This is a genomic window from Pseudomonas sp. CH235, from assembly GCF_004368175.1.
Classification (GTDB): domain Bacteria; phylum Pseudomonadota; class Gammaproteobacteria; order Pseudomonadales; family Pseudomonadaceae; genus Aquipseudomonas; species Aquipseudomonas paraglycinae.
Window position 1 is genome coordinate 1 of the sequence record NZ_RRZJ01000020.1, and the last position, 17,255, is coordinate 17,255.

The 17,255-nt window shown below is 62.2% G+C and carries 18 protein-coding genes; 9 read left to right on the forward strand and 9 right to left on the reverse strand.

What is annotated here, in order from left to right:
- Both EIY71_RS19410 and EIY71_RS19415 read right to left on the reverse strand, forming a co-directional pair.
- Positions 1–371 (reverse strand): hypothetical protein (locus EIY71_RS19410; protein WP_178083787.1); only part of this gene is annotated, 371 nt, incomplete at its 3' end.
- Between the two features lie 21 nt (positions 372–392).
- The gene (locus tag EIY71_RS19415; protein ID WP_134022777.1) at positions 393–854 is read right to left on the reverse strand and encodes a TIGR02444 family protein; all 462 of its coding nucleotides are present in this window, start codon (positions 852–854) and stop codon (positions 393–395) included.
- Between the two features lie 50 nt (positions 855–904).
- Here EIY71_RS19415 and EIY71_RS19420 point away from each other — a divergent pair, with 50 nt between their 5' ends.
- The 3 genes from EIY71_RS19420 to EIY71_RS19430 all read left to right on the forward strand — a co-directional run bounded on the left by EIY71_RS19420 (position 905) and on the right by EIY71_RS19430 (position 4,144).
- Positions 905–2,815 (forward strand): ATP-binding cassette domain-containing protein, encoded by a 1,911-nt coding sequence (locus tag EIY71_RS19420; RefSeq protein WP_129973021.1) that lies wholly within the window; start codon positions 905–907, stop codon positions 2,813–2,815.
- Positions 2,815–3,396, forward strand: coding sequence for a mechanosensitive ion channel family protein (locus tag EIY71_RS19425; RefSeq protein ID WP_007951853.1), 582 nt, complete (start codon positions 2,815–2,817; stop codon positions 3,394–3,396). Before EIY71_RS19420 ends, EIY71_RS19425 begins: the two co-directional genes overlap by 1 nt.
- Positions 3,397–3,511: 115 nt before the next feature.
- Positions 3,512–4,144, forward strand: a complete 633-nt coding sequence (locus tag EIY71_RS19430; protein ID WP_102685847.1) for a LysE family transporter — start codon at positions 3,512–3,514, stop codon at positions 4,142–4,144.
- A gap of 60 nt (positions 4,145–4,204) precedes the next feature.
- On the opposite strand, the gene EIY71_RS19435 is transcribed toward EIY71_RS19430, so the two are convergent.
- The 5 genes from EIY71_RS19435 to EIY71_RS19455 all read right to left on the reverse strand — a co-directional run bounded on the left by EIY71_RS19435 (position 4,205) and on the right by EIY71_RS19455 (position 8,966).
- Positions 4,205–4,948 carry a penicillin-binding protein activator LpoB gene (locus EIY71_RS19435; protein ID WP_102685846.1) on the reverse strand — a complete coding sequence of 248 codons (744 nt, stop codon included), beginning with the start codon at positions 4,946–4,948 and terminating at the stop codon, positions 4,205–4,207.
- 3 nt (positions 4,949–4,951) lie between these two features.
- Positions 4,952–5,539: a penicillin-binding protein activator LpoB gene (lpoB, locus tag EIY71_RS19440; RefSeq protein WP_007951848.1), complete on the reverse strand. Its 588-nt coding sequence runs from the start codon at positions 5,537–5,539 to the stop codon at positions 4,952–4,954.
- 36 nt (positions 5,540–5,575) lie between these two features.
- Positions 5,576–5,950 carry a YcfL family protein gene (locus EIY71_RS19445; RefSeq protein ID WP_011336502.1) on the reverse strand — a complete coding sequence of 125 codons (375 nt, stop codon included), beginning with the start codon at positions 5,948–5,950 and terminating at the stop codon, positions 5,576–5,578.
- 15 nt (positions 5,951–5,965) lie between these two features.
- Positions 5,966–7,360 (reverse strand): COG3014 family protein, encoded by a 1,395-nt coding sequence (locus EIY71_RS19450; protein ID WP_007951845.1) that lies wholly within the window; start codon positions 7,358–7,360, stop codon positions 5,966–5,968.
- A gap of 205 nt (positions 7,361–7,565) precedes the next feature.
- On the reverse strand, positions 7,566–8,966 hold the full coding sequence (locus EIY71_RS19455; protein ID WP_085746765.1) for a COG3014 family protein: 1,401 nt from the start codon (positions 8,964–8,966) through the stop codon (positions 7,566–7,568).
- Positions 8,967–9,165: 199 nt separating this feature from the next.
- On the opposite strand from EIY71_RS19455, the gene EIY71_RS19460 reads away from it, so the two are divergent.
- The 4 genes from EIY71_RS19460 (at position 9,166) to EIY71_RS19475 (ending at position 13,229) form a co-directional block, all read left to right on the forward strand.
- Positions 9,166–9,879, forward strand: a complete 714-nt coding sequence (locus tag EIY71_RS19460) for a cysteine hydrolase family protein (protein WP_256661100.1) — start codon at positions 9,166–9,168, stop codon at positions 9,877–9,879.
- Between the two features lie 8 nt (positions 9,880–9,887).
- Positions 9,888–10,787: a LysR family transcriptional regulator gene (locus EIY71_RS19465; protein ID WP_085746764.1), complete on the forward strand. Its 900-nt coding sequence runs from the start codon at positions 9,888–9,890 to the stop codon at positions 10,785–10,787.
- Between the two features lie 86 nt (positions 10,788–10,873).
- The gene (locus EIY71_RS19470) at positions 10,874–12,769 is read left to right on the forward strand and encodes an FTR1 family protein (protein ID WP_134022779.1); all 1,896 of its coding nucleotides are present in this window, start codon (positions 10,874–10,876) and stop codon (positions 12,767–12,769) included.
- 4 nt (positions 12,770–12,773) lie between these two features.
- Complete coding sequence (locus EIY71_RS19475; protein WP_085746828.1) at positions 12,774–13,229, forward strand: YaiI/YqxD family protein; 456 nt, start codon at positions 12,774–12,776, stop codon at positions 13,227–13,229.
- Positions 13,230–13,370: 141 nt separating this feature from the next.
- Here the strand turns inward: EIY71_RS19475 and elbB are convergent, their stop codons facing one another.
- Positions 13,371–14,039: an isoprenoid biosynthesis glyoxalase ElbB gene (gene elbB, locus EIY71_RS19480; RefSeq protein WP_085746762.1), complete on the reverse strand. Its 669-nt coding sequence runs from the start codon at positions 14,037–14,039 to the stop codon at positions 13,371–13,373.
- A gap of 115 nt (positions 14,040–14,154) precedes the next feature.
- Between elbB and EIY71_RS19485 the strand changes: the two genes are divergently transcribed.
- Positions 14,155–15,390 (forward strand): sterol desaturase family protein, encoded by a 1,236-nt coding sequence (locus EIY71_RS19485; RefSeq protein ID WP_085746761.1) that lies wholly within the window; start codon positions 14,155–14,157, stop codon positions 15,388–15,390.
- On the opposite strand, the gene EIY71_RS19490 is transcribed toward EIY71_RS19485, so the two are convergent.
- Complete coding sequence (locus tag EIY71_RS19490; RefSeq protein ID WP_085746760.1) at positions 15,371–16,027, reverse strand: DedA family protein; 657 nt, start codon at positions 16,025–16,027, stop codon at positions 15,371–15,373. The two genes, EIY71_RS19485 and EIY71_RS19490, sit on opposite strands and share 20 nt — an antisense overlap.
- Positions 16,028–16,234: 207 nt before the next feature.
- On the opposite strand from EIY71_RS19490, the gene hemB reads away from it, so the two are divergent.
- Entirely contained in the window at positions 16,235–17,248 is a 1,014-nt protein-coding gene (gene hemB / locus EIY71_RS19495; RefSeq protein WP_007951836.1) for a porphobilinogen synthase, read from the forward strand.
- The last annotated feature ends 7 nt before the right edge of the window (positions 17,249–17,255 follow it).

The following is a 17,255-nucleotide window of genomic DNA, read 5'->3' on the forward strand; positions in this document are numbered from 1 at the left end:
GCCAAACCTGCAGCCAAAGCGGCGGCGAAACCAGCGGCCAAGCCTGCGGCAAAACCCGCTGCAAAACCAGCGGCCAAACCGGCTGCTGCAGCGAAGCCTGCAACGACCGCCGCCAAGCCAGCGGCCGCTGCAAAACCGGCCGCCAAGCCAGCCGCGAAACCTGCTGCAAAACCAGCAGTGAAAAAACCTGCCGCTGCCAAGCCGGCTACCGCCAAGCCAGCAGCAAAACCAGCTGCAGCAAAACCGGCCACTGCACCTGCTGCCAAACCTGCCGCACCGGCAACCCCGGCTCCGACCGCAGCACCGGCATCCGCCGCCACTACCTCGACCACCGCAACCACGCCATCGTCGGCGCCGGTGTCGAGCGTCACCAGCAACCCGTCCAGCGCTTCCTAAGTGTCGGTCGCCGCGACGCGCAGCACTTGCAGCGCGTCGCGGTTCAGGTTGGCCGCAGGGCCGGCCAGCACTTCCAGCCAGTCACTCGATTCCTTCGAATGACGCTTCCAGCCTTGCGCGGCACCTTCCAGTCGTGACAGCAGCGCACGCTCCGCCTCCAGCTCCAATCCCTTGATCTGCTCGCGCATGCCCTTGAGCACCGGATCGGTGTCGGCCAGGGTTTTCCACTGCATGCGCAATGCGCGTAACGGCTGGACCACTTCCCGGTCCCAGGGCTCTGTCAGTTGCAGCAACTGCCGGGCACGCGCCTCGTCACAGGTCGCATCGCGTTGTTCCAGCCATAAACCGCACAGCATCAGGCACACGTTGGCCCCCGCCGATTGCAGGCGCAGGCAGGCATCCTCCACGCCGGGACGGGCGTAGACGGCAAGGGCAAAGCTCCACAGGTCAGAGGACATCGTGCTACTCGCGCCAGTTGCGGGGGAAGCTGGTAGACTCCGCCGCCATTATGATCCGACTTCAGAACCTGACTTTACAGCGTGGTCCGCAACGTCTGCTAGAAGACGCCGAGCTGACCCTGCACGCCGGCCACAAAGCCGGCCTCATCGGTGCCAACGGCGCCGGCAAATCCAGCCTGTTCGCCTTGCTCCGCGGTGAGTTGCACCCGGACTCGGGCGACTGCCTGTTGCCGGCCGACTGGCGTATCGCCCACATGCGCCAAGAGGTCGACACGCTCGAACGCCTGGCGGTCGACTATGTGCTCGACGGCGATCTGCGCCTGCGCGAAGTGCAGCGTGAGCTCGCGGCAGCCGAAGAGGCCCACGACGGCACCGCGCTGGCCCGCCTGCACGCCGAACTCGACAGCGCCGATGGTTACACTGCTGACGCCCGTGCGCGCAAATTGCTGGCCGGCCTCGGTTTCACCAACGAGCAGATGGATCGTCAGGTAGGAGATTTCTCCGGTGGCTGGCGGATGCGTCTGAACCTTGCGCAGGCTTTGATGTGCCCATCAGACCTGTTGCTGCTCGACGAACCGACCAACCACCTGGATCTCGACGCCATCATCTGGCTCGAAGAGTGGCTGAAAAGTTACCCCGGCACCTTGCTGCTGATTTCTCACGACCGGGACTTCCTCGATGAGGTGGTCGATCACGTGGCCCACGTCGATCAGCGCAAGCTGACGCTCTACCGTGGCGGCTATACCGCGTTCGAACGCGCCCGTGCCGAGCGTCTGGCCCAGCAGCAACAGGCCTACGAGAAGCAGCAGGCGCAGCGTGCGCACATGGAAAGCTACATCGCCCGCTTCAAGGCCCAGGCCACCAAGGCCCGTCAGGCCCAGAGCCGGATCAAGGCCCTCGAGCGCATGGAAGAACTGTCGGCGGCCCACGTCGATTCGCCGTTCGACTTCGTGTTCCGCGAGTCGACCAAGATCTCCAGCCCGCTGATCGACCTGTCCGATGCGCGTCTGGGTTATGGCGAGAAAACCGTGCTGGAGAAGGTCAAGCTGCAACTGACCCCCGGCGCGCGGATTGGCTTGCTCGGCCCCAACGGCGCGGGTAAATCGACCCTGATCAAAAACCTCGCCGGTGAGCTCGAACCGCTGGCCGGGCGCCTGACTCGCGGTGAGAACACCGTGGTCGGTTACTTCGCCCAGCATCAGCTTGATTCGCTGGACGCCAAGGCCAGTCCGTTGCTGCACTTGCAGCGTCTGGCGCCGACCGAGCGCGAGCAGACCCTGCGCGATTTCCTTGGTGGTTTCGACTTCCGTGGCGCGCGCATCGATGAGCCGGTGCTGAATTTCTCCGGTGGCGAAAAGGCCCGTCTGGCCCTGGCGTTGATCGCCTGGGAACGGCCGAACCTGCTGCTGCTCGACGAACCGACCAACCACCTCGACCTGGAAATGCGCCTGGCGCTGACCATGGCGTTGCAGGAATTCAGCGGCGCGGTGCTGGTGGTTTCCCACGATCGGCACCTGCTCAAGAGCACCACCGACAACTTCTTCCTGGTCGCGGACGGCAAGGTCGAAGAGTTCGACGGCGACCTCGAGGACTACGCCCGCTGGCTGGTGGAATACCGTCAGCGCAATGCCCCGGTCAGCAACACACCGGTCAACCCGGACAAGACCGACAAGAAGGCCCAGCGTCAGGCTGCCGCTGCGTTGCGTCAGCAACTGGCGCCGCACAAGCGCGAAGCCGACAAGCTCGAAGCCGAGCTCGGCAAGCTGCACGAGAAACTGGCCAAGGTCGATGCCAGCCTTGGCGACAGCGACCTCTATGAGCCGGCGCGCAAGAACGAATTGCGAGACCTGCTGGCCGAACAGGCCAAGCTGAAAGTCCGCGAAGGCGAACTTGAAGAAGCGTGGATGGAAGCCCTGGAAACGCTGGAAAGCATGCAGGCGGAGCTGGAGGCGTTGTCCTGATGGACGCCTTCAAACTTCCATTGCCGGCGATGTGGGTCGAGCCGATCTGGCTCGGCGTGCAGATTCTGCTGATCCTGCTGGCCGGCTACTTCGCCCAGCGCGTCGTCGCCCGATTCCTGACCCGCCTGGGCGAGAAGTATCCGTTTCCGCCGCAGCTGCTGATGCCGCTGCGCGGCGGTCTGCGCTGGCTGATCATGGGCAGTGCGCTGATCTTCGTGCTGGAACGCCTCGGGGTCTCGGCCACAGTGCTGTGGACTGCGTTGTCGGGCTTCGTCGCGGTGGCGGCGGTGGCGTTCTTCGCGATGTGGAGTGTGTTGTCGAACCTGCTCTGCGCGATTCTGATCTTCACCGTCGGCCCGTTCCGTCTTGGCGATGTGGTCGAACTGGTCGACACCACCGACAAGCCCGGCGTCAAAGGCCGGGTGGTGGCGATCAATCTGCTCTACACCACGTTGATCGAGGCTGAAGAGCTCGGCACCGGCAGCGCCATGGTGCAAGTGCCCAACAGCCTGTTCTTCCAGCGTTCGGTGCGACGCTGGCGCGGCACGGATATCTTCCCTTCCAGCGGTTTCGAAAAGTGATCGGGCGCCGGCCACGTTGGTCGGCGGCCGCAACATCCTGCAAAAAATCGGTAGTCATTCAGCCAAATCCGCATTAGCTTTGAGGATTGTCACGAGTCCGAAGTCGAGGTGTGCGATGGAGCTTCAAACATGGCTGGCGTTTTTTGCCGCCTGCTGGGTGATCAGTCTTTCTCCGGGTGCCGGCGCCATTGCGTCGATGTCCAGCGGCCTGCAATACGGTTTCTGGCGCGGCTACTGGAATGCCCTGGGCCTGCAGATCGGGCTGGCTGTGCAGATTGCCATCGTCGGCGCCGGTGTCGGCGCGATCCTCACGGCTTCGGCCACCGCGTTCCATGCGATCAAATGGTTCGGTGTCGCCTACCTGGTTTATCTCGCGATCAAGCAGTGGCGCGCATTACCTATGGACATGAGCGATGACGCAGCGGTACGCCCGATCGGCAAACCGCTGGCTCTGGTGTTCCGTGGCTTTCTGGTGAACATCAGCAACCCCAAGGCGCTGGTGTTCATGCTCGCGGTGCTGCCGCAATTCATCAATCCGCATGCGCCGCTGCTGATCCAGTACGTGGTGATCGGCGTGACCATGATCGCGGTCGACCTGATCGTCATGGCCGGCTACACCGGTCTGGCGTCGAAGGTGCTGCGCCTGTTGCGCACACCGACACAGCAGCGACGCATGAACCGCACGTTTGCCGGACTGTTCATTGGCGCCGCGGCGTTCATGGCGACGTTGCGCAAAGCCGCCGTGTAAAGCGTACAGGCACAAAAAAGGCGACCTTCTCAGGTCGCCTTTTTCGTTTCCGGCAGTCGGTCAGTGAAGAATCACTGGCGCCGTATCACGCGGCAGATTGTTGCGCTGCTGCGGTTCGCGCGGCTGCTCGTAACCGCCACCACCGAGCTGCATGCTCAGTTGTCCGGCCACGTCTTCGCCCAGTGCCTTCGAGACTTCACGCACCACCCGCGGGCGGTTGAGTGAGATCTTGATGTCGCGGTGGTTCACCAGTTTGGTGTCCTGCGCTTCACCCATCGCCGTGAAGGCCGAGGTGATTTCGTAGGTCTTGGTATTGATCAGGCTGAAGTCGGCCACCAGCGTCAGGCCCAGCACGGCCGAATAGCTGTCGGTGTGCGCCAGCTCGTTCATGTCCTGAGTGAAGTCGATGTCCGACACGGTGCCGAACAGCACGTAGTCGGCACCCTTGAAGTTGCCGGCCTTGATCCGCTTGATCACATCGTAGATGTCACCCTTGGACGACGCTGTGTACGGCGTGCCCTGCACCAGCTGGAACATGCCGGTACGCAGGATTTCACCCTTGATGTCGCCGGTGAACTTACGCAGTTCGGTCTGTTCGATGTAGCTGGTGTTGGCTTCGAATTCGTCGTAGCTCGAAGAACCGCTGGAGCTGTAGTAGCCCTCGCGGTAGTTGTTCTTCGACGAAACGATGTGGATGTATTGCTCCACACGTTCCTGGTACGCCAGATCCGTTACCGCGACTTTCGGGGCCGCTTGCACGCTGAACGCGCAAGCCAGGGCCATCATGCCAATCCATGTGCGCATCGATTAACGCTCCGTGGTTTTGCGGATCTCTTTCTCGTCCATCCACTCGGCCAGACCGCTTTCAACGTCGATCAGTTGCAGGCTGAATTTGTAGAAGACGTCCTTGTAGTCGCTGCTGCGCTTGACGATCGAGCTGATCGAACCTTCAAGACGGTATTTGGCAGCGATCATGTTGCCAGTCTTGGCCACGGTGCTCTTCTTGTACAGGCCGCTCTGGTTTTGCAGTTTGAGCTGGTCGACCTGGCTCTGCATCGCGGTGTTGTCGCTGGCGAAACGGGCGGTACCGGACTTCATCAGCTGGGTCTTGATGCTGGTGGTGATTTCGCGGGTGTCGATGTATTCGCTGGTCTTGTTCTTCACGTCGTAGACCTGGACCACAGGGCGACCCTGCAGAATGCCGGACTGGGCCAGGGAACGGGTCATCGACTCGGCGATCATCTGCAGGTCGGTCGAACCGAACTCGTTGGTCACGGTTTCAACGGCCTTGGTGTCGCCGTAGCTGATGTTCTTGCTGCCCAGGGTCGGCGAAGTGTTGGCGCAACCGGAGGCCAGCAGGGCGAGGACGGCGATGAAGGAAAAGCGTGCAAACATGGGAATGCTCTCTGAATCGGGAATAGGGTGTCGGGCTTAAGGCGTCTTGAGTTCCAGACGGAAATCCACGGCTTTCGGCGTCGGGGCGATGCCCTGGATGAAGCTGGTCTGGGCGCCGTACATCATCTGGCTCTTCCAGACTTCTTCTTCGGCGATCGGGAAACCTTCCGGCCCGAGCCAGGCGAAGCGGTAGTAGAACGTCTTGTTGCTGTTGAGGGTGTTGCTCAACTGCACGTTGACGGTCATGAAGCCGTTTTCGCGGGCCACGCGCATCGCGCCGACCACGATGTGTTTCTGCGGGCCCATGGCCACGACCTTGCTCGCGGCACTGCCCGGCTCCGGTGGTGGCGGGGTGGCGCAACCGCTCGCCAACAGGGCGAGGGCGGCGACGGCGATGAGTTTGAAGCGCATGCAAAGACTCCGTTCTTAAGGTTGTTTGAGGCTGGCCACGGCGGTGGCGCCAGCGCTCGGGGTCACGTGGGCGGCGAGGCCTGCGGCGAACACCTGATTGCCGACGGCGCGCAGGGTGATCACCTGATAACGCTGATCGACGGTCACCTTGACCTGAGAGCCACCGACGGCGCTCGGCAGAGTGACTTGGTGCTCACCTTTCTTCAAGCGCAGACGTACCACTTGAGTGGTGTCCGGCAGGGTGCGCCACGTACGGGTATCGGCACCTTCGAGCACAGCTGAAGAAATACCGACCGCCAGACCGGCCAGCGGGTTGGTTTCGTTGATCTTCTTCTGGGCCACACCTTTGGTGATTGCGCGCACGGTGGTGCGCAGGATGATCCCCGGCATGTCATCGCGCAGGGCGCGGCGGGACATGGCGGTGGTGCTGTTCAGCGCGGTCAGGTCGACCTGTTGGCCATCGACACCGATCTGCGCGAATGGCGCGGTGGAGGTGTCAGGTTTGATGATCGGGAACGACAGCGGAGTGATCACTACGTTGTTGGAGATTGGCAGCGGCAGCGGCACGCGGATCGAATCGCGGGCCGGCGCCAGACCGCTTTGCACCACGATCAGGATGTCGCTGTCGTCGCTCTTGACCGGCTTGTCGAGGTTGACCAGCGCCTGCTCCAGCAGCGGCGTGTTCGGGCGCAGTTCGGCAGCCTTGCGATAGCCCGGCGCAGCGAGGTCTTTCTCGCCCAGGGCTTCATAAACGAAACCGGCCAGGTAATGGCTGAACGCACTCTGGTAGCTGTTTTTCAGGCCGACCACTTCCGGCGCGTCGAGGCTGGCGACCGGGTAGCCCTGCAAGTCCTTGTATTCGGTCTTGATGCCTTCTTTCTCGGCCTCCTCTTCGCTCTTGAGGTATTCCTTGTCGCGCAGGTCGGCGATCACCGCTTCACGTTCGTGCGTCTTCTTGATCGCGGTACGGGCGCCGTCGAAATCGTTGACCGCCAGCAGGTTCAGGGCCATCTGCGTGGTCAGCATGACTTTTTCGTAGTCGTAGCCTTCGTAGCGGCGCACCTTGTCGTTGACCAGGAAGCTGCCGAACTGGGCCAGGTATTTGTCGGTGTCGAGCTTGACCGAATCTTCCCACTTGCCCACCACCTGGTCGGCGCTGGTCCAGGCATTCTGGCTGCCGGACAAATCGCCCTTGGCGCGCAGCAGCTCACCCTTCTCGAAGTAATAGAGCAGGTCCTTGTCCGGGCCGGTGTTGTTCTTTTCGAGCAAGGTCAGGGCGGCGTCGACGTTGCCGGTGGCCAGTTGCTGGTTGGTCTGGGCCAGTTCGGAATCGTAGTTGCGAAACGCCGAACAGCCGGACAGCAGGGTGACAGCGCTGAGCGCGATCAGAGTGGGAGCGCGGAATGCCATGGGTACTTCTTCCATGAGTAGCGACAGCCTCGGGTGCGGGTCGGGCTGCTGGGACCGATCGACAGTGGCGCTGGCCTCCTGCCAATTCCTCATAACAAGAGGAGCTTTAATGCCGCAACGCGATAGCGCGGGCGCGGCATTATAAGCGGGCGGTGCTGGCTATGTAATAGCTTTTTAATTGCACCGGTTGGTAAGGTGCCATTACTTATTTCAGGCCGGATACCACGCGGCTTTCCGGCGATGTGGAGGCCTGGAAAGCGCTGCCGTTGGCATAGATTCTGTCGCCCAGGGCGCGCAGGCCGATGATCTGACGATCCTGATCGATGCGGATTTTAAGCGGTGCGACACCGGGTGCGGTAGGCAGATTGATCATGTGCTCGCCTTTCTTCAGCCGTAGGCGCAGTACCTGGGTGAGGTTGGGCAGGGTGCGCCAGGTGCGGGTGTCTGCGTGCTCGAATCCATCGTAATGGGTCACATAGGACGCCTTGGCCGGGTTGCGCCGATTGTCGGTGCCCTGGACGTCTGCCGCCAGGAACGCGCGATACGTGGTGCGCTGGATGATCCCGGGCATGTCGTCACGCAGAGTGCGCAAGGACATGTCGGTAATGTTGTTGACCGTGATCAGCTTCTTTGGACGACCGTCGAGGCTGATCTGATCGAAGGGTGGGGTGGACGTGTCGGGCACCATCACCGGAAACGACACATTGGCCACGATCACCTGACCGTCCTCAAGCTTCACCGGATACGGCACTCGCACCGAACTGCGAGCCGGCGCCAGCCCGCTTTGCACGATGATCAGCACATCGCTTTCGCCCGCCTTGAGCCCGGGGCTGTCGAGGTCATGCAATGCCTGTTGGAAGAACGGCATGTCAGGACGCAGTTCTATGGCCTGACGGTAACCGGGTGCGGCCAGATCCTTTTCACCCAGGGCTTCATAAGTGAAGCCGGCCAGATAGTGGCTGAACGCACTTTGATAGCCGTTCTTCAGAGCGATGACCGCCGGCGAGTCCAGCATGACCACCGGGTAACCTTGCAGATCCTTGTAATGCACACGCGCGCCTTGGGCCTTGGCGGCGTTTTCAATGCGCTCGTATTCCAGCTCCCGTTGCCGGGCGATCATTGTTTCGCGTTCGTGGGTTTTCTTGATGTCCGCACGGGCACCGTCGAAGTCATTCACGGCCAACTGATTCAAGGCCATTTGCGTGGTCAGCATGACCTTTTCATAGTCGTAACCATCGTAGCGACGAATCTTGTCGTTGATGATGCTGCCCCATTGATTGCCCAGGGCGGACAGCAACTTGTCGCCGGCGGTTTCTATGGTGTCCTGACGCTGGATCACCATCTGTTCGGCGCTGCGCCAGGCGACCTGACTTTGCGGCAACTCCCCGGCAGCGCTGAGTACCGCGCCTTTCTCGAAGTAATACAGCAGGTCTTTTTCTTCATCCGGGTTATGCGCCTCGATCAGGGCCAGCGCACCGTTGGTGTCGCCCGCTTTCAACTGATCGGTGGTCTGTTGCAGTTCCAGGTCGTAATTGCGGTAGGCCCCGCAACCGCTCAACTGCAAGACGATGCTGAACAACAAGGAAAACAGCAGGCAATGGCGCATGGCGAGGGGTTCTTCCTTGAACAGAAGGGCGGCTGAAGTGGCGCATTATAGTGGGAGATGATGGCTAATTGCCGGGCAGATTTTTTGACATGGTCTGTGCAAAAGTTGCACAGATCATGTGCCAATACTGCCGTGGTCAGGCCGTTTGCGGATTTCTAGACTTGGCCCGACTTATACGCCTCTCTACAGGAACCGCGTCATGACTCTCTCGCAAACGTATCGCTGCAGCTTAGTTTTCAGAATCCTGTTCGCCAGTCTTGGTCTCGCTGCGGTCAGCAGTGCGATGGCCAGTACTGCACCGGATGCTCATCCAACCCTTCGTGCAATATCCGGCGCGGCGCCGATCGAACGCCTCGACCCGAAGACCACCGCGCTGGTGGTGATCGATTTCCAGAACGAGTACTTCAGCGGACGCCTGCCGATTCCCGACGGCATCGCAGCCATGAACAAGGCCCGTGAGCTGATCCGCTTTGCCGATCAGGCGAAGATTCCAGTGTTCCAGGTCCAGCACGTCGCGCCCGCCGGTTCGCCAGTGTTCGCACAGGGCGGCGAGACCGTGAAGTTTCATCCGCTGATGCAGCCGAGGGCGCAGGATCACGTGCTGCAAAAGACAACGGTCAGCGTGTTCGCCAGCACCGATCTCGATCGGCAGCTCAAGCAGGCCGGCATCAAGACCGTGATTTTCGCCGGGCTGATGACCCACGCCTGCGTTGCCGGCGGTGCCCGGGACGCTGCGCCGTTGGGCTATCAGGTCGTGGTAGCATCCGATGCTTCGGCGACCCGGGCGATCACCCGCGTCAACGGCGACACCGTCGACAAGGACAGCCTGCACCGCGCGGCGCTGGCCGAAATCGAAGACACCTTCGGTGACGTCATGACCACGCAGCAGATCGTTCGCCTGCCACTCGACTGAGGGCTTCGATGAATCAGCTGTTGGCCATGCGCGCGTTCCGTTGCATCGTCGAGTGTCGCGGCTTCACTGCCGCCGCCGAGCGGCTCGACACCACGCATTCGACGATCTCCCGCCAGCTCCAGCAACTGGAGGCGGAGCTCGGCACGCGCCTGATCAACCGCAACACCCGGCGCTTCAGCCTGACCACGGCCGGGCAGCAGTATTACGCCGCGTGCGTGGACATTCTCGATCGCGTCGATCAGGCCGCACTGGCGGTCGGGCAGGCCCGTGAGACACCCAGTGGGCTTTTGCGCATCAGCGCGCCGGTGGTGATCGGCACGCTGGAGCTGGCGTGCTGGTTGCCGGCGTTTCAGCAGCGATATCCGGAGGTTGAGGTCGATCTGTCCTGCGATGACCGTTTTGTCGACCTGATCGCCGAAGGCTTCGATGTCGCGCTGCGCATCTGCGGGCCGCTGGCGGATTCATCCTTGGTGGCGCGTCTGCTGACGGTATCCGAGCTGGTGCTGGTGGCCTCGCCGACCTACGTCGCGCGACACGGTCTGGTGCGCCAGGTCAGTGAGCTGGCCGAACATCAATTGCTCGCGTTCGCCGGCGGTGGCGACTGGTCGCTGACCGATGCGCGCGGGCTGACGACAGCGGTGCGGGCTCAGGGGCGGTTCAAGGCGGACTCGATCAGCTCGCTGCATGCGGCGGCGCTGGCCGGTGTGGGGATTGCCGCGTTCACCCGGGCCACGGTGCAGGACGATCTGTTGCGTGGCCGGCTGGTGCAGATCCTGCCCAACTACAGCCTCGGTCAGCGGCATTACTACGCGCTCTATCCTCACGCCCGGCATGTGGCGCTGAAGGTGCAGGTGTTCGTCGAATTCATGGCCGAACACTACCGCAAGGCGAGTGCACCCTTGCGCTAAAAGCCGTCGGGCCGCCAAGAAAGCTTGAGGGAAACGCGCTCGACGTGAACAATATGTAACTTCGCATTTCCACTTGAGACTCATTCATGACTGCCGCGTCCCGATTTCTGGCCTGGCTGGTGTTCCCGTTGTGCGCCCTGAGCAGCTTCAATCTGCTGGCCGACACCGTGGAAGGCGCGCCGCAAGCGCTGCACCTGCTCGATTACATCAGCGCCGATTACCCGCCGACGGTACAGGCAGGCAAGGTCATCGACGACGGCGAATACCGCGAGCAGCTGGAGTTCACCCAGGTGCTGCAAGGGCTGATCGCCGGCCTGCCTGCCAAGCCTGAGAAAGCGGCTCTCGAACAGGGCGTCACCGCCTTGCACGCCGCGATCTCGGCGAAACAGGACGGCGCGGACGTCGCCCGTCAGGCCCGGCAACTGGGGGCGAAACTGGCGGTGGCTTATGAAGTCAGCCAGGCCCCGATCATCACCCCTGATCCGACCCGTGGTGCGCCGTTGTACGCGCAAAACTGCTCGGTGTGTCACGGCGACACCGGTGCCGGCGACGGCCCGGCGGGTCTCGGCATGACGCCGGCGCCGGCCAATCTGCGCGACGCTGCGCGGATGGATCACCTGAGCCTGTACGCGATCTACAGCACCCTCGGCCAGGGCGTCGAAGGCACTGACATGCCGGCGTTCGCCGATCAACTGGATGACCGTCAGCGTTGGGACCTGGCGACCTACATCGCACAGTTCAGCGCCGATCCGGCCACGGCCAAATCCGACAAGACCTACAACATCGCCGACCTGGCCCGCCAGACCCCGGCCGAAGTGCAGGCTGCCGAAGGCGCTGAAGCCGCCGCGATCTTCCGTGTACAACGGGCGCAGCCGCCGCAGGTCAAGCGCGGCCCGGCGCAGTTGCTCGACTACACCGCCGCGACGCTGGACAAGAGCCTGGCGGCGTACCGCGCCGGTGAGCACGATCAGGCCTATGACCTGTCGGTGGCGGCGTATCTGGAAGGCTTCGAACTGGTCGAAAGCTCGCTGGACAACGTCGACGCCAACGTGCGCAAGGACACCGAAAAATCCCTGATGGCTTATCGGCAATCGCTGCAGGACGGCTTGCCGGTGGAGCAGGCCGAGCAGCGTCTGGACGCGGCCAAGGCCAAACTCAAGGAATCCGCCGGCCTGTTGGGCAGCGATGGTCTGAGCTGGTCGCTGAGCTACATCTCCGGTCTGCTGATTCTGCTGCGCGAAGGTCTGGAAGCGATTCTGGTGCTGGCAGCGATCCTCGCGTTCCTGCGCAACACCGGCCAGCAATCGGCGGTGCGCAGCGTCAACGTCGGTTGGGGTCTGGCGCTGCTGGCCGGCCTCGGCACCTGGGCACTGGCGGCGTATGTGATCGACGTCAGCGGTTCCCAGCGTGAACTGCTCGAAGGCGCCACGGCGCTGTTCGCCAGCGTCATGGTGTTGTGGCTCGGGGTGTGGATGCACGACCGTCGGCACGCGGCGGCCTGGCAGGATTACATCAAGCAGAGCCTGGTTGGCGGAGGCGGGCGTTTCGGTTTCGCGATCCTGGCGTTCTTCTCGGTGTACCGCGAACTGTTCGAAGTGATCCTGTTCTACGAAACCCTTTGGCTGCAGGCCGGCCCTGCCGGGCATAACGCGGTACTCGCCGGCGGCGCGACGGCGCTGGTGCTGCTGTTCGGTCTGGCGTGGGTGATTCTGCGCGGCTCGGCGAAACTGCCGCTGACGCTGTTCTTCAGCATCAACGCAGCGCTGCTTTGTGCGTTGTCGGTGGTATTCGCCGGCCACGGCGTGAAGGCGTTGCAGGAAGCCGGGATCTTCGGCACCCGGCCGGTGGCGTTCTTCGATTTCGACTGGCTGGGCATTCATGCCGATGCCTATTCGCTGACGGCGCAGGCCGTGGCGATTGCAGCGATTATCGTGCTGTACGGTCGCAGTTGGGTGGCTGAAAAGCGCCGCATGGCGGCTTGAAATGATGCGCGTATGGATCGATGCCGACGCCTGCCCGAAGATGGCCAAGGAGCTGGTGGTCAAGTTCGCCCTCAAGCGTCGCTTCGAAGTGGTGCTGGTGGCGGGGCAGCCGCAGAGCAAACCGGCGCTGGCGATCGTCAAGCTGATCGTGGTGCCGAGCGGCCCGGATGCGGCGGATGATTATCTGGTGGAACACGCGGTGCCGGGTGAACTGGTGATCTGCAGTGACATCCCGCTGGCCGACCGGCTGGTGAAGAAGGGCGTGGCGGCGCTGGACCCGCGCGGCAAGGAGTTCGACGCGCAGAACATGGGTGAGCGGCTGGCGACACGCAACCTGTTCACCGATCTGCGAGAGCAGGGGCAGGTCAGCGGCGGCCCGGCACCGTTCGGTGACCGTGAGAAGCAGGCGTTCGCCAATGCGCTGGACCGGATCCTGACACGGCTGGCGCGCCAATCCTGAGTTGATTGATCGTTCCCAAGCTCTGCCTGGGAATGCCTCTCGGGACGCTCCGCGTCCCAGCCTCACCACCGATGCAAGGCAGACGCGGAGCGTCCAAGGCTGCATTCCCACGCGGAGCCTGGGAACGATCGCTATCGCCGGTCAGGCGTCGTTTTCGTGGGTCAGCTCAAGCACCCGATCCACCAGCTTGTTGATCCCCGAAGCCGCCTCGCTGATCGACTGCGCCAGCATGTACGCCGGGGTGGTCACCAGTTTGCGCGCCTTGTCTTCGACGATATCGGTCACCGCGCAGTCTTCATGGGTGGCGCCCATCTTGTTCATGGCGGCGGCCGTGTCGGCATCGTTGCCGATGGTGCAGGTCACGCCCGGGCCGTAGATCTTCGCGGCCAGTGCCGGCGAGATGCAGATCAGGCCAACAGGCTTGCCCGCTTCGGCAAAGGCTTCGGCCAGCGCCAGCACTTCCGGCTGTACGGTGCAGCCGGCGCCTTCGATGGCGAAGTTCGACAGATTCTTCGCCGCACCGAAACCGCCTGGCACGATCAGCGCATCGAAGTCCTCGACATCGGCCTCACGCAGATCCTTGACGTTACCCCGGGCGATGCGTGCCGATTCCACCAGCACGTTGCGCGATTCGGGCATTTCTTCACCGGTCAGGTGGTTGATCACATGCAATTGCGCGATGTTCGGGGCGAAGCACTGCACCTGTGCGCCGCGCTGGTCAAGGCGTAACAGGGTAATGACGCTTTCGTAGATCTCGGCGCCGTCGTACACGCCGCAACCGGACAGGATCACTGCAACTTTTTTGCTCATGGGTTTCTCTCCAGATTCATGGCGCTAAATGTCCTCTAATTTGTCGTTCGTTGCCATAGGATCAAGCCGCGGCTACACCTAGGATCTGTGCTACAGATTCCGACCAGGGCGCCTCATGAACTTCATCCTGTATGCGGTACCGTTTTTCTTCGTGTTGATTGCGGTGGAGCTCATCGCCGACCGCTGGCGCGGGGTGAGCAACTATCGCCTGGCCGATGCGGTGAGCAGCATCAGCACCGGGGTGTTGTCGACCACCACCGGCCTGTTGACCAAGGGCGTGGGCCTGGTGACCTATGCGTTTGCCCTGGAGCATCTGGCGCTGGTCAGGTTGCCTGCGGACAGCGTCTGGGTCTGGGTGTTTGCCTTTGTCTTCTATGACTTCTGCTATTACTGGCTGCATCGCATGGGCCATGAACGCAACATCCTCTGGGCCGCGCATTCGGTGCATCACCAGAGCGAGGACTACAACCTTTCCACGGCCTTGCGCCAGACCAGCACCGGGTTCCTGCTGAGCTGGATCTTCTACCTGCCGATGGCCGTGCTCGGGGTGCCGCTGCTGGTGTTTGTCAGCGTTGCGGCGCTGAATCTGCTGTATCAGTTCTGGGTCCACACCCGGCACATTCCCAAGCTCGGCTGGTTCGAGTGGTGCTTCGTCACGCCATCCAATCATCGGGCCCACCATGCACAGAACGCTCTCTACATGGATCGCAACTACGGCGGGGTGTTCATTATTTGGGACCGTCTGTTCGGCTCGTTTCAGGAAGAGGATGACAACGAACCGGTGATTTTCGGCGTGACCACGCCGCTGGCGAGCTGGAATCCGTTATGGGCCAACCTGCAGTTCTACGCGCAGCTGTGGGGCGACGCGCGCCGGGCCGAGCGTACGTGGGACAAGATCCGGATCTGGTTCATGCGCACCGGCTGGCGTCCGGCGGACGTCGCGGCGAAGTACCCGATGAGCAAGCCGGACCTGAGTCAGTTCCGCAAGTTCGAGGTGCCGCTGGACTGCCGTCAGCAGTGGTACGTGGGGTTGCAGTTCGGCGTCTATGTCGCGCTGGGCAGTTATCTGATGAATCTGGAACACAGCCTGCCCACCGGAGCATTGCTGCTCGGCTGGGGCGCGGTGGCCTTCGGTTTGTTCGTGTTGGGCGTGGCCCTTGAGAATCGCCCGTGGGCGGGGAGGCTGGAAGTGCTGCGGCTGGCATCGAATCTGCCGCTGGTGTGGCTGGCGCCGCTGGTCGGACTCTGGCCGGCCAGCCCGGGAATGTGGGTCGGCCTGCTCAGTTACAGCCTGCTCAGCGGCATCGGGCTGTATTGCTGCCGCCAGCGACTTACTCGGCTGGCGTCTTAGGGTCGGCGGTCTTGGCCATTTCGGCTTTGTGCCGTTCGGCCTTGGCCAATTGCTCGGCCTGTTCTTCTTCGTAGACCTTTTTCGCCAGCCGGGCATTCTTGAACCGGCGGCGCAGCCACAGGCCCAGGCCAAGCACCAGCAGCGCGCCCAGTACCCACAACTCATACTTCTTGATGCTGCCGAGCATGCCTTCGAGCACGGCGCCGAAGTGGTAGGCGGCAGCGGCCAGGGCGGTGGCCCAGATCGCAGCGCCGATACCGTTGAGCAGCAGATAACGTCCCGGCGGATAGCCCGACAGGCCGATCGCCACCGGCATCACCGTGCGCAGGCCGTACACGAAGCGAAAGCTCAGAACCCAGATGTCCGGGTGCTTGCGGATGTGTTCCAGCGCGCGGTCGCCCATCATCTGCCAGCGCGGTTTGCGCGCCAGCAATTTGCGCCCGTGTTTGCGGCCCAGGAAGTACCACAGCTGATCGCCGGCATAGCTGCCGAAGAACGCCACGACCACCACCAGTTTGATGTCCATGTATTCACGGAACGCGAGGAAGCCCGCGAGCACCAGGATGGTTTCGCCTTCGAAAAACGTCCCGAGAAACAGGGCAAAGTAGCCGAAGTCATGCAGAAATTGTTGGAGCATTGTCTGGGTGCTGGCGAAATGAACGCGCAGCCTAACCCTTCGGACACATTCAGGAAAGTGTCGAAATGTGTCTCGACGTGAACATTTCCTACGCTGAGAATGGAATGCGGCTACACGTCACAGGTCTCACACAACTGTCATCTGTTCGTCATAATGGCCGTCTATAACTGTCACGCTCGCCCGTTTGCGCGGGCTCAGGAGTCTGCCGTGAGCTTTACCCCAGCCAACCGTCTGTTCCCTGCCACCCGCCTGCGTCGTAATCGCCGTGATGATTTTTCCCGGCGGCTGGTGCGTGAGAATGTGTTGACGGTCGATGACCTGATCCTGCCGGTGTTCGTGCTCGACGGTGAAAACCGCCGCGAAGCCGTGGCCTCGATGCCGGGTGTCGAGCGCCTGACCATCGACCTGCTGCTTGAAGAAGCCGCCAAATGGGTCGAACTGGGAATTCCGGCGCTGGCGCTGTTCCCGGTCACGCCACCTGAACTCAAATCCCTCGATGCCGCCGAAGCCTGGAATCCCGAAGGCATCGCCCAGCGCGCCACCCGTGCCCTGCGTGACCGATTCCCCGAGCTGGGCGTGATCACCGACGTCGCCCTCGACCCGTTCACCACTCACGGTCAGGACGGCATTCTCGATGAAGAAGGCTACGTGCAGAACGACATCACCGTCGATGCACTGGTCAAGCAAGCCTTGTCTCACGCCGCTGCCGGCGCCCAGGTGGTTGCCCCGTCGGACATGATGGACGGCCGCATTCAGGCGATCCGCGAAGCTTTGGAGCTGGCCGGGCACGTCAACGTGCGGATCATGGCCTACTCGGCCAAGTACGCCAGCGCCTATTACGGCCCGTTCCGCGATGCCGTGGGTTCGGCCGCGAACCTGGGCAAGGCGAACAAGGCCTCCTATCAGATGGATCCGGCCAACAGCGACGAAGCGCTGCACGAAGTGGGCGCGGACTTGTCTGAGGGCGCGGACATGGTCATGGTCAAACCCGGCATGCCGTATCTGGACATTTTGTTCCGGGTAAAAGATGCCTTCAAAGTGCCGACCTTCGTCTATCAGGTTAGCGGCGAATACGCCATGCACATGGCGGCGATCCAGAATGGCTGGTTGAGCGAAGGCGTGATCCTCGAATCCCTGACCGCCTTTAAACGTGCCGGCGCTGATGGCATCCTGACTTACTTTGCTGTCCGCGCCGCTCAATTGTTACGAGAGCAGAAATAGCCCTCCC